The sequence below is a fragment of the Butyrivibrio sp. WCD2001 genome (assembly GCF_000424485.1).
Classification (GTDB): Bacteria; Bacillota; Clostridia; order Lachnospirales; family Lachnospiraceae; genus Butyrivibrio.
Genome location: NZ_AUJZ01000001.1, coordinates 720,229 through 733,343, shown reverse-complemented (window position 1 = coordinate 733,343; position 13,115 = coordinate 720,229). Strand labels below are relative to the sequence as shown.

General features: G+C 41.7%; 9 protein-coding genes. 7 read left to right on the top strand and 2 right to left on the bottom strand.

The features are described from left to right. Nucleotides 1-57: 57 nt before the first annotated feature. Entirely contained in the window at nucleotides 58-1,086 is a 1,029-nt protein-coding gene (locus G630_RS0103075) for a 3-deoxy-7-phosphoheptulonate synthase (protein WP_022760573.1), read from the bottom strand. Nucleotides 1,087-1,387: 301 nt separating this feature from the next. Between G630_RS0103075 and G630_RS0103070 the strand changes: the two genes are divergently transcribed. The 5 genes from G630_RS0103070 (at nucleotide 1,388) to G630_RS0103050 (ending at nucleotide 7,776) form a co-directional block, all read left to right on the top strand. Continuing rightward, on the top strand, nucleotides 1,388-3,454 hold the full coding sequence (locus G630_RS0103070) for a methyl-accepting chemotaxis protein (protein ID WP_026497723.1): 2,067 nt from the start codon (nucleotides 1,388-1,390) through the stop codon (nucleotides 3,452-3,454). A gap of 101 nt (nucleotides 3,455-3,555) precedes the next feature. Next, nucleotides 3,556-4,641 carry an acyltransferase gene (locus G630_RS0103065; protein WP_026497722.1) on the top strand — a complete coding sequence of 362 codons (1,086 nt, stop codon included), beginning with the start codon at nucleotides 3,556-3,558 and terminating at the stop codon, nucleotides 4,639-4,641. Between the two features lie 57 nt (nucleotides 4,642-4,698). After that, nucleotides 4,699-5,244, top strand: a complete 546-nt coding sequence (locus G630_RS0103060; protein ID WP_022760576.1) for an NUDIX domain-containing protein — start codon at nucleotides 4,699-4,701, stop codon at nucleotides 5,242-5,244. Then, the gene (locus G630_RS0103055; RefSeq protein WP_022760577.1) at nucleotides 5,241-7,106 is read left to right on the top strand and encodes a C1 family peptidase; all 1,866 of its coding nucleotides are present in this window, start codon (nucleotides 5,241-5,243) and stop codon (nucleotides 7,104-7,106) included. The genes G630_RS0103060 and G630_RS0103055 overlap by 4 nt, the downstream gene beginning before the upstream one ends. Before the next feature lie 370 nt (nucleotides 7,107-7,476). Next, a complete protein-coding gene (locus G630_RS0103050; protein WP_026497721.1) occupies nucleotides 7,477-7,776 on the top strand; it encodes a hypothetical protein in 300 nt (99 codons plus the stop codon). Between the two features lie 59 nt (nucleotides 7,777-7,835). On the opposite strand, the gene G630_RS0103045 is transcribed toward G630_RS0103050, so the two are convergent. Continuing rightward, nucleotides 7,836-8,528 carry a PilZ domain-containing protein gene (locus tag G630_RS0103045; RefSeq protein ID WP_022760579.1) on the bottom strand — a complete coding sequence of 231 codons (693 nt, stop codon included), beginning with the start codon at nucleotides 8,526-8,528 and terminating at the stop codon, nucleotides 7,836-7,838. Between the two features lie 128 nt (nucleotides 8,529-8,656). Between G630_RS0103045 and G630_RS0103040 the strand changes: the two genes are divergently transcribed. Then, nucleotides 8,657-11,218: an ABC transporter ATP-binding protein gene (locus tag G630_RS0103040; protein WP_242829890.1), complete on the top strand. Its 2,562-nt coding sequence runs from the start codon at nucleotides 8,657-8,659 to the stop codon at nucleotides 11,216-11,218. Next, a complete protein-coding gene (locus tag G630_RS20500) occupies nucleotides 11,139-13,037 on the top strand; it encodes an ABC transporter ATP-binding protein (protein WP_242829889.1) in 1,899 nt (632 codons plus the stop codon). The genes G630_RS0103040 and G630_RS20500 overlap by 80 nt, the downstream gene beginning before the upstream one ends. The last annotated feature ends 78 nt before the right edge of the window (nucleotides 13,038-13,115 follow it).

The window sequence follows — 13,115 nt, the reverse complement described above, 5'->3', positions numbered from 1 at the left end:
GATCGCCAATGACTAATTGACGATCCGTTTTTATATGCTCATTATGTGTTACACGCTTTATGCAAGCTCCGCAATATCAAGAAGAAGTCTTTCTGTATCATCCCATCCAAGACAGGGATCAGTGATTGATTTTCCATAGATACCTTCACCTATCTTCTGGCAGCCTTCCTCAATATAACTTTCAATCATTACGCCCTTTACAAGCTCACTGATGTTTTTGTTCTGATTTCTGGAATGTAAAACTTCTTTTACAATACGTACCTGTTCCTGATATTTCTTGCCTGAATTGTTATGGTTGGCATCGATGATGGCAGCAGGATTTTTTATGTCTCTCTCGGAATATAGATAAGCAAGAAGACTGAGGTCCTCATAGTGGTAGTTGGGCTGGGACTGTCCGTGCTTATTCTGAGAACCGCGAAGGACGCAGTGAGAGAGAGGATTTCCGCTGGTTTTTACCTCATAGCCTCTGTATACAAAGGAATGAGGAAGCTGAGCTGCATAAACGGAATTGAGCATTACGCTTAGGGTACCGCTTGTAGGATTCTTCATTCCTGCGGGAACCCCAAATCCGCTGGCAACCATTCTGTGCTCCTGGTCCTCTACAGAGCGTGCTCCGATGGCAACATATGAAAGAATATCCTCAACATATCCCCAGTTCTCGGGATAAAGCATCTCATCGGCAGCGGTGAGTCCTGACTCCTCTATGGCACGAATCTGCATGTGACGCATTGCTACAAGACCGGCTCTGAAATCTGTCTTACCCTCGGGATCCGGCTGAGAAGTAATTCCCTTATATCCTTCACCTGTTGTACGAGGTTTGTTTGTATAAACTCTGGGAACGATTATCAGCTTATCCTTTACCCTGTCATTTACCTTGGCAAGTCTTGATACGTAATCGCAAACCGCATCCTCATTATCTGCAGAGCAGGGGCCTACGATGACAAGAAATTTATTACTGTTTCCTGTGAGAACATCAGCAATTTCCTTATCTCTTTTCTTTTTTAATTCAATTAAGTCCTTTGAAAGCGGGAACTCATCCCTGATTTCCTCAGGAGACGGAAGCTGCTGTATATATTGAAATGACATTTGAAAATACCTCCAATAAAATTCTCTAACGTGTTCCACTATAACACGTTAAAGTAAGAAAGTAAACGCCAATAATTTTAAATATAAAAAAAGTGTAAAGAATATCGGGAAAATCTGCAACTTTGTTTCCAAAACTTTAATAATTAATAATCGTTTATTTGATAATTTTCCACATAATTTATGATACACTTTTTATATGGAAAAATAAAATTATGATTTTTCAAAAAGCAAGCTGTTATTGACACCGGTTCGGGTGACGGTATAGTCCCTGGCCACAACAATAATTTATGAGGGTATGACTATGTGGAAAAAGATGTCTATTATGGCAAAGATGCTGATTGGTATTATTCCTATCGTTGCTATAGCAATGATTCTGATGACCTATATCAGTGTCTCAACCAGCCGCAGTCTGATCCAGGAGCAGACGACTGAAAGAAATGAGGCAATAACCGAAGGTAATATCAATAAGGTCGACAGCTATTTGGATGCGATAAGAACCACGGCTGTAGGACTCGCGGAAACTGTTGGCGCAACCTACAGAAGTGCGACAATGGAAGATTTTAAAGATGCTTTCACCAATGTCCAGCTGAACAATGAACTCATATCCGGATGCGGAATCTGGTTTGAGCCCTTTGTTTATCAAGGCGATCAGGAGTACATGGGACCTTATTGGTATAAGGATGGTTCTTCTGTAGTAGAGACTTGGGATTACAGTAATGCTGAGTATGATTATCACAATCAGGAATATTATCTTAATGCCAAGGCTTTGTCGAAGGGAACTGCGAAGATAACAGATCCTTACTATGATCCGACATCGGGAACTGTTATGTCGACCTGTTCGGCACCTATTTACAATAACAAAGATGAGTATATCGGCTGTGTTACTGTAGATGTTGTGCTTGATTCGATTGCTAATATTGCCGGTGCAATCACAGTAGGCAAAACCGGATCAGCTATGATGGTAACCTCTGATGGAACTTATCTCTATACCGCAGATAATCAGAAGGTTCAGGATGGCGCAAAGATAACAGATGAAGATAACGCTTCGCTTGTAGTTGCCGCATCTCAGGTACTTGCCAATGAGACAGGTATGGCAAGATTTGAGGAGAACGGAAAATATATTATTGTTAACTACGGAACGGTTCCGGAGGTTAACTGGAAGCTTATGATTCGCATGAATCAGGATGAGCTTGAAGAAGACGTAAATCAGATGACTTATATGATGGTGGGGATTTTGATAGCTGCCCTTGTTATAAGTTCACTGGTAGTAATACTCCTTGTAAGTTCTATTGCAAGAAATATCGCAAGCGTTAAAAAGTTTGCAGGATCCCTTGCAAGCGGCGACTTTACTGTATCAAAGCTTCATGCTAAGAACCAGGATGAGCTTGGACTTATGAGTGATTCCTTAAATAACATGTATGAGTCCAACAGAAGCGTAATCAGCCAGATATCCGATGAATCGGAACAGATAAGCTCGGCAAGTGCTTCACTGTCATCGATGGCAAACGAGCTTACCAGCCAGTTTGAGAAGATTCAGAGCAACATGTCCGGTGTAAACGATGCGATGATGTCATCCGGAGCAGCTACAGAGGAAGTAAGTGCATCCGTAGAGGAAGTTAATACTTCGGTTCAGAGCCTTGCAGATGTGAGTGAGGAGAGCCTTGCTGCTACCAAGGATATCATGATTCGCGCACATGAGATCGAGCAGAACAGCCAGAAGGCATACGATAATGCAATAAATATCGCGCAGGAGAGAAGTCAGGAGCTTTCGGATGCATCCGAGAAGGCAAAGGTTGTTGAAGAGATCAGTAACATGGCGCAGTCTATTGCTGAGATTGCCGATCAGATCAACCTCCTTTCACTGAATGCTTCAATTGAGGCTGCAAGAGCAGGAGAGCATGGTAAGGGCTTCGCGGTTGTTGCTTCTGAGATCAATAAGCTTGCAACGGACACCGCCGAGGCAGTTCAGCAGATCCAGACCACTATCGACGGCGTTCAGGATGCTTTCCAGACACTTACCGAGAGTTCACAGGCACTGCTTGATTTTGTAAATAATACTGCTGCACCTGACTATGAGAACTTCGTGCATGTAGCCCGTCAGTATGGTGATGATGCTCAGCAGTTCGGCTCACAGTCCGATCAGATAGCTCAGATGGTAGAGAATATCAGAAATGCAATGAATGAGGTTAATAATGCGATTCAGAATATCGCAGAATCAACTCAGGAAACAGCATCCCATAGCTCTGATATTACCGATTCCATCAATACTGCTGCTGATGTAGTTGAAAACGTCGGTGATATGTCCAGCAAACAGGAAGACATTGCTGTTACTCTTGACGGAATTGTAAAGAACTTCAAACTCAGGTAAGGGCATATATCTCATAATTGCAAATTGTGATACAATTAAAGCTGTTCAGGATGAAAATTTTGACATTTTCTCCTGAATAGCTTTAATAATTTGGGGGATATATGAGTCAGAGACCACTTCGTGAATCAAATATAGAGCTTCTGAGAATATTGTCAGCCTGTGGGGTAATAATGCTGCATTATAACAGTATGAAAAACGGAGGCTTTGCAGGAGCTGCTGATGGCAGCATAAATCAGTTTATTCTTGTTTTACTCGAGACCTTTAGCATTTGTGCTGTAAATGTATTTGTTCTGATCACCGGTTATTTCATGTGTAAAGTTAATAAGCGTGATGGCATTAAACCTCTTAGCCTTGTAATGCAGGTGATTGTTTTTGCGCTGATTACTGTTTTGGCAAAGCGCGTCTTTTTACATCAAAGCTCTTCAATTGACGACTTGTTTGAATATATTTTTTCAGGCAACTGGTTTGTGTATGTGTTTGTGGCGCTCTATTTTATTTCGCCGTTCATCAATATTGCCTGGGAGAAACTTGATGTTTCCGGAAGAAAGCTTCTTATCGGAATATCATTTGTTTTGTTTTCGGTTTATCCAACAGTGATTGATATTTTAAAATACTGGTCAGGCAGACAGCTTGCCGGAAGCAGTACTATTGGAATTGATGGAGCTCAGGCAGGATATACAATTGTAAACTTTGCGCTTGTCTATCTGATTGGAGCTGGAATTCGGGATATGGATGAAAAGCATGTTCCGACGGTTGGACATCTGTTATTCTGGTATATTCTGAGTATCCTGGTGACGGTAGCCTGGAGCTATGCTGATGGAATAAGGGCAGGAAAGAACATCTATGATACGATAGCCTGGAACTATAACAATCCGCTTATTATTTCCCAGGCAGCGCTTTTATTCATGATGTTCAGAAAAATAAAGATAACGAACAATCGTATAATAAATGCCATAGCCGGAGGAACCTTTACTGTCTATATTTTAAATCTCAGACTTGTAGGCTTTTTGGATGCTAAGAGATTTGCGGGAGGTGACACCCCGCTGCTCATACTTCATATTATAGGCAGTATCATAGGCATATATGTATTTAGTTATATATGTTATATCCTTTATTTGTTTATAAAGCGTCCGATATATAAGATGATATCTGAAAAATGGTATCGAAACAGACGTTTTACAGTATAGCAAATGAATTTAAAATAATGATAATATGGCTTCAATCAGCCATTTGGGGAGGATACTATGAGCGATTTATTTAAAGATAAAAACGGATTAACAGAAGAGGAATATTTAAAGGATTACAATCCGGACAAGTGGAAAAAACCATCTGTTACGTCTGATATTTGTATAATAACAAATGATCCTGATAATAGAAAACTGCTTCTTGTAAAGAGGGGAAACCATCCATGCATAGGCATGTGGGCACTTCCGGGAGGATTTACCCAGGCCGGGGAGAGTATAGAAGAAACGGCTTCGAGAGAACTTGAGGAAGAAACTGCTGTAAAAATGGCTCCAAGCGACCTTGAGCTTGTCGGAGTCTACAGTAAGCCCGGGAGAGACCCCAGGGATTGGACAATTTCTATTGCGTTTCTTGCAGAGGTTGATGAAAATAAGGTAAAGCCTATAGCGGGTGACGATGCTGATGCCACCGGATGGTATAAGATTGAGGATACTGCGGAAGGAGTAAAGCTTTCCTGCGGTGATAATGTTTTTTATTCAAAGGACCTTGCATTCGATCACGAAGAGATCCTTCGTGATGCTTTAAAACTTATCAGGGGTATAGGATGACGAAAAACAAAATAGCCGTCACTGTGATAAGGCTTACAGTGACGGTATTGTTTACATGTGCGATCTGTGCATGCGCAAATAGTGAGGAAAACGAAGATCCTCCGGAACTCTTTGAGAAGATACCGGAGGGTGAGCATCCTTCTGAGCTCGCAAGAGCAATAACTCAAGTGGATGAGGATACCAAGCCTGCGCTTTCTGAAAGTAAAACAGATGATATTTCTGCAAGTGATGATGCTCAGGAAGAAACCGGTGAAGCAAACGGCGAAGAAGTCGATATTGAAGAATTACAACCGATTGATATCAAAGAACTTGAGGTGAGCGAAGCAATTGTTATTGATGATGCTGATGAGGACCTTATAACCGCTGCAGATGGGACAGAAACAGACTATGAATCGATATCGGACGATACGGAATTGCCGAGTTTTTATACTTCCGATAAAACTGATAACAGGGATTATATAACAGCTGTAAGGAATCAGGGTGATACTGCACTTTGTTGGAATTTTGCGGCGCTCGGGGCTGTGGAAAGCAATCTTCTAAAGAAGCATGAGGATCTTGAGACAGATTCGCTTAACCTATCGGAGAAGCACGGAGCATACTATAACATGCATAAAGCCGAAGGCTCTGCAGGCGGTGGCATCGACGAAGACTATCGCGAATTTGTTTATGAAGAGGGTGATGGTTTTTTAAGCAAGTATGACACCGGCTATTTATCCGTTGGAGGTGTTACTGACTATTGCCTTAGTATTTTGACAGCCTGGAAAGGCCCTGTTGTGGATGAAAATATGAATTCAATACATGTTCTCAGAGGTCAGAATGATTTTTATACGCAAAATGCTGATGTACCTACTGATGCGTATGGGAATGCCGTTTGCCATGTCCAAAATGTCATGGAAGTTCCGGCTACAGAAAAGAACAGGGAACTTATTAAAAGGCTGATAGTAAAGCACGGAAGCGTGACGGCCAGTATTTGCGCTGATGATGACTATTGGACAGGCAAAAAGGTTGCGCTGTACGATTATAAAAAGTACGGAAACGGAAATTATGCCGATCATGAAGTACTAATAGTAGGTTGGAATGACGACTACCCTGCTGCAAACTTCATTACAAAACCTTCAGAGAATGGCGCTTTTATCTGCAGGAACAGCTGGGGTACCAAATACGGGGCATCAGGTTACTTTTATCTGTCCTACGAGGACAGTATCTTGTGTAATAACAATGTTGCTGCGTATGATTGTGCAATGCCGGAAGATGATAACTGGTATGATACGAATTATCAGTATGCAGGTTTTTTGACACATATCAAGGATCCGATAATCGACCAGGAAAACGTAGTTTACATGTTTGATAAAAATAACGCGGAGTATGGAATTGTCTTTTCACCGGAAAGTGATGAGGAACTTTCAGCCTTCGGATACTTTACGATGAGTACTCTTTCAAATGATACTGCAAGCATCTACGAGCTTCCGGGAGAAGCAGATGGTTCAAATGCAGATTATTACAGTATTAGTGTGCTCGGAAGCCCAATCATAACAATGGATTGCAAATCGATTACCGGAGGATATCACACGTTTTCTTTAACTGAAAAGATAGAGGTACAAAAAGACAAAAAGTATATTCTGGTTATAAAACCCGGTAAGGAGCAGTACCTCGTCTATGAAAAGGCCATGGATTACACAACTGAGCAGCATAAGGATGAGTGGCATAACAATCTGGGATCAATACATACAGTGAACACGGCAAGCGGTCACAGCTATCTGGTCGATAGAACCGGCAATTACATGCTCAGGCAAGATGAAAGAGACTTCTTTGTGAAGATATACACAAAGAAAATAAGAAATACAGATTTGATTACAAAATAAAATCCCCATTAATGGGAGGTGACCATGCGATGGGGAGTCGCATGGCCATGTTGTATGAAAAAAGTTTTTGGGGTTCAGAAGATGTTCTTCATCTCTGATGTGTTTATATTAAGATAAATATGTTGCCAAAATATGGACGGTTCATAAAGTAAAAATATTATGTTTATAAACTATATCTGTAATGTGTGAAGCAGAAATAAAAATTAACGGATTAGCGTAGTCAAATTCAGAAAAAGCCCAGAATTTATGGGATTTTTAGTTTGTTAAAGAAATACCGATTCTTGCAATGTTATTTTGAATGTGCTATATTTTGTGGTAGGAAATGATTTAAACACAAATTCTGCTAATTGTGATTCATAGGAGGTTTGTAGTGGGGAGAGAAGATAAGACACCTGCAGAGATTCGTACCACAGATAAATTGAAGATTCAGAGAATCCTTTCTGAAGCCGGCTATATGGTTGAGATGGGAAACGGAAGTGTTCCGACAGTCGTTTGTAAGAGACGCGAGGATATGAGCAAGGATCTTCAGGCTATCCGTAAGATACTGAAGGAACAGCGATACGAAGGAAGCTTCGGAGTTCGCGCTCCACGTAAGACGGATGAGCTTATATCAAATGAGAATATAGATAATTCAGAAGTTATGGACGAGATGGTACCTGCAGCAGGTTGAGACTGATGATAAAAATAAGGAGTTGACTTATAATTAAGGCAACTCCTTTTTTATACCTATTACTGAACCACAGCATTCGCTTCATCCTGAGCAGATTCATCATGAACGGTAACCATTGAAAGAGACTGAGCTCTTTTGATCTCATCTTTCTGCTTTTTAACAGAGAGGATGTAGGTCATAAGCTGACTGTCGATACCACGCATCTTACAGCCTACTGCATCGTAGGTCCCGATTTTGAAATTTCGTACAACTGTAAGGTTCATCTCAAAAGCTTTTGTATAACCGGCTGGCTTAAAGGTAAGCCTTATTGTGTCACCGGCTTTTGCTGTGGCGGATTTTCCGAGAAGAAGTGATAAACCGCGAATAGAAATATCATAGATAATAGCGCTTGTTGTAGTCACATGATTTATAACTGCTTTGCTGAGGGCATTTATTACATATCTTTCAGCTTTTCTCTGATTATCTGCATCGGATATCGCTTCGGTTCCCTTTAGAAGATAATACGTATCATTCCAGTTTTCATACGGAATAACTGACTCAAGATGGAAATTTATAGAAATACCGGAAGGCATCTTAGCTATTGCTGTAGCCTGAGTAGCAGCGGGTATGGGTTGTCCGTGATATTTAAGCGGACCGACCAGAAGTGAGTCATCCATAACCGAGATGGCTTTCGTCTTAATGTTTACCGGCATATTATCGATTAGTGTGCTCACGGTGAGTTCTGTTCCTTGAGCTAAAGCAGTGATATTCATAGCGCCCTCATACGTTTGAATAAAATGTTTATTTGTACATGAATAATTGCAACCTTATATATTAAACAATGGGAAAACACAAATGTAAAGTGAGTTTTCACAAAAAAATTAAGCCGTGGTGAAAGTAAATGCCAAAAACTAATAAACTATATGAAAAAATAATTCCTAAATTTGTGCCCAATTCAGTAGTTCTGGCTCTTTTTTCCATTATTGCATTCTTTTCGGGACCTGTAAAGAAACGGATAAGAGAACTTCATTTCCGGGAAAACAGCAGGCTGTTTTCGGAGCATGCAGAACGTTTTCTTAAGAATACCGGGCACATAGAGAACCAGTCGGAGTGGACAGGTGTCTTATTTGGTACTCATAAAAAATCAGATATGTCTTACTCGGGCTGTGAAATAATAGCAACCTACAATGCACTTAGGAGTCTCGGCGATAAGAGCGATACTATACCTTATCTTATAAGATATTTCGAACAAAAAGGGATTGCACTTAAGGGTGGCTTTGGAATTACTCCGTCAGCGCCGTGCAAATTTTTTAGGAGCAGGGGCTTTGAAGTAAAAAAGCTTACCACAAGAAAAAAGGAGGATATCAATTCCTTTGGCGAGAGATATCGTACTTTTATCGTGACATTTTACTGGAATGTAAATAATATCAAAGATCAGCTTCATACAGTAAATATCTCGAAAGAGGCTGACGGCTTCTATATACACAACAATTATTTCAGGGCAAAGGGAGGCGGCTACTCACGTCAGGGGGCCTATTCAAGCCTTGCGGAAGCGATAGATAATCTTGGGGCCAATGCCGTGCCATTGGCTATTGTCTGTATTCGCCCTTCCACAGCCCATATAGATCGGAGGACTATGAAAAATACCGACGAAAGATTTACTACTAAAACATCACTGGTCCTGTATTTTTTAGAAGGGTGTAAAGCATTATTCCTTTCAGAAGTCATCTTTTCGATAATGGTGGCTTTTCTTGATATGGTTAATCCTAAAATCATACAGTATACGGTCGATTATCTAATCGGGGATTCAAATTCCCGCATGCCGTTTTATATGCAGATGATAGTCGATTTCACAGGTGGAAAGGAGTATCTAAGGGCGCATATAGCTATGATGGCTCTTATTGTAGTTATCATAGCATTTCTATGTGCTGTTTTCAGGTATCTCAATAAGCTGCTCAACTCGATGGCTGCTGAAAAGCTTATATGCAGGATGAGAGATATTCTCTTTGAGCATATCAGCCATCTGCCCTTTTCATGGCACAGTGAGAACCATACGGGTGACATTATTCAGAGATGTACATCAGATGTGGAGACAATCAAGAACTTTCTCTCTGAGCAGCTGACCGCACTTTTCAGAATTGTGATCATGATAGGGCTCGGTTTAACATTCATGTTTCAGATAGATGTGAAGCTTTCACTGATTTCAGCCGCATTCATTCCGGTAATAGTACTGTATTCTCTTTTCTTTCATAACAGGATCGGAAGTGCCTTTGAAAATGCGGATATCGAGGAGGGAAAGCTCTCAGCTATAGCGCAGGAGAACCTGACCGGAGTCAGAGTGGTAAGAGCGTTTGGACGTGAGAAGTTCGAGCGTGAGCGCTTTGAGAAAAAGAACACAGAATATACTAATATGTGGGTTCACCTTATGAAGTTGCTGGCAGCCTTCTGGACATCAAATGATCTGATATCAGGCTTTCAGGGTATGACGGTACTTGTGATGGGTTCTGTATTCTGCGTCCAGGGGCGAATTACAGTGGGTGAGCTCATAGCATTCGTTGCATACAATGCTATGATTTCTTGGCCTGTGCGACTTCTGGGGCGTGTTATATCCGAGATGAGTAAGGCCGGCGTTTCCATTGACAGGCTTCGTTATATCATGAACTCCGAGGTGGAGAAGGATGACGAGGATGCCGGAGAACCACCGCTTAACAAGGATATAGAGTTTAATCATGTGAGCTTTACTTATGAAAACGGGACAGCAGAGATTCTTAAGGACGTCAGCTTTAAGGTTGAAGCAGGGAAGACTGTGGGTGTGCTTGGAGGAACGGGTTCCGGAAAATCGACACTTATGTACCTTCTTGACAGACTCTACAACCTTCCGGAGAATGGTGGAAGCATTACTATAGGCGGAGTCGATATTCGCAAAATCAAGATGCATTACTTAAGGGAAAACATCGGTTTCGTGCTTCAGGAGCCATTCCTGTTTTCGAGAACGCTTTTTGAAAACATCGGAATTACCAGTAAGTCAGCTAAGATGGAGGATGTCAGAAAAGCTGCTAAGATGGCGTCGCTTGATGACACCATTAAAAATTTCGATGAGGGCTACGATACCTTCGTAGGAGAGCGTGGAGTAACCCTTTCAGGCGGACAGAAGCAGAGGACTGCGATAGCGCAGATGCTCATTACTAACCCGCCGATTATGATCTTTGATGATTCGCTTTCAGCTGTTGATACGGAGACGGATGCCAAGATAAGGGCAGCTCTCGATAAACACGCGGGAATGGCTACAACTATCATCATTTCCCACAGAATAACTACGCTAATGCATGCGGATCGAATAATTGTACTTAGTCACGGAAAGGTTGTAGAGGAAGGAACTCACGATGAGCTTCTTGCAGAGAATGGCCTTTACCGCAGAATTTATGACATACAGATTCAGGGAGGAGGTGAAGGTATTGCCTGAAAATGATACCAATAAAACCGTCACCAGGCTTCCATGGTTTGGAATACCAAGACTTATGCCTTTTTTGAAACCTTATCTGCCAAAGATGGCAGTAATGGTCTTTCTGGGGAGTATGGTAAGTCTGGTGGATTCGGTTGTACCGCTTTTTAACAGGTATGCACTAAATAATTTCGTTGCCAGGGGAACGATTAAAGGAATAGGCATCTTTGCTTTTGTTTACGCTGTTATTCTTGTACTTAAGCTGATTATGGACTTTACCAGTGCGTATATGTGCGGGGAAATAGAGATGTCTGTGGACAGGGATCTTAGAAATGCAGCATTTAACCATCTGCAGGAGCTGTCCTTTTCCTACTTCAACCAGAACAATGTCGGCTATATTCATGCCAGGGTAATGAGTGATACCGGTAAGATCGGTATGATGTGCGCCTGGAGAATGATGGACATAGTCTGGAACGGCAGTTACATACTATTCGTATTTATAGTTATGCTCACGGTTAATGTAAGACTTGCGCTGTATGTTCTTGCACTTGTTCCGATTGCAATAGTGCTTGTTATTTATTTCCAAAAGCATTTGATAGTGCTTAATAGGAAAATACGAGAGCTGAATTCAACAATAACAGGTAATTTCAATGAGGGTATTACAGGTGCCAAGGCAATAAAAACACTTGTTGTTGAAAAGAAGATTCAGGAAGATTTCATGGAGGATACAGAGAAGTATAGAAAAAACGCAGTTCATGCGACGCACTTTTCTGCAATGTTTACGGCCTCGGTAACAATGCTTTCGTCCTGTGCCCTTGCGCTTGTGCTTTGGAGAGGTGGTATGATTACGATGGAGGGCGTTATGGAAATAGGAACGCTTTCGGTTTTCCTGTCCTATGCGCTTGGAATACTTGAACCTATACAGAACATAATCGTTACGATTTCCGAACTTATTGCTGTTCAGGTTAATGTGGAGAGACTTACAAGACTACTTAACACAGAGTCTGATGTTGCGGATTCTCCTGATGTTGTAAGGAAGTACGGAGACACCTTTAATCCAAGGAAGGAAAACTGGGAAGAACTGGTGGGAGACGTAGAGTTCAAGGATGTATCCTTCCATTATCCCGACGGAACCGAGTATGTGCTGGAGCATTTTAATCTGAAGGTTCCGCAGGGAAGTAACGTAGCTATTGTCGGCGAGACCGGAGCAGGCAAGTCCACACTTGTAAACCTCGTTTGCAGATTTTTTGAGCCTACCTCAGGACAGGTGCTTATAGACGGAAGGGATGCAAGAGAGAGATCGCAGCTGTGGCTTCACAGTAACATCGGCTATGTTTTGCAGACACCGCATCTTTTCTCGGGAAGTGTCAGAGAAAATCTGAAATATGGCAATCCGAATGCGACTGATGAGGAGATATGGGAAGCACTCAGGCTGGTATCTGCTGATAAAATTGTAAACAGGATGGAGAAAGGCCTTGATAGTGATGTCGGAGAGGGCGGAGATATGCTATCGACTGGTGAAAAGCAGCTCTTGTCCTTTGCAAGAGCTATTCTTGCAGATCCCAGGATACTGGTACTCGATGAAGCTACTTCTTCCATTGACACCGTGACAGAGAAAGCCATACAGGATGCCATATCGGTTGTTATTAAAGGCAGAACATCCTTTATGATTGCCCATAGATTATCAACAGTAGTTGATGCAGATTTTATACTTGTTGTAAGAGACGGAAAGATAATTGAACGCGGAACACATAAGGAACTTATGAAGAATATCGGTGGTTATTATCACCAGCTCTTCTCCAGACAGTATGAGGAGATGGAAGTCAGAGCAGCACTCTAAAATCATGCCTTCCCCTTGGGAAGGATGTGAAGTTAATTAAAGCCTTCCCCTAGTGGGGAAGGTGTCAGCGTAGCAGAC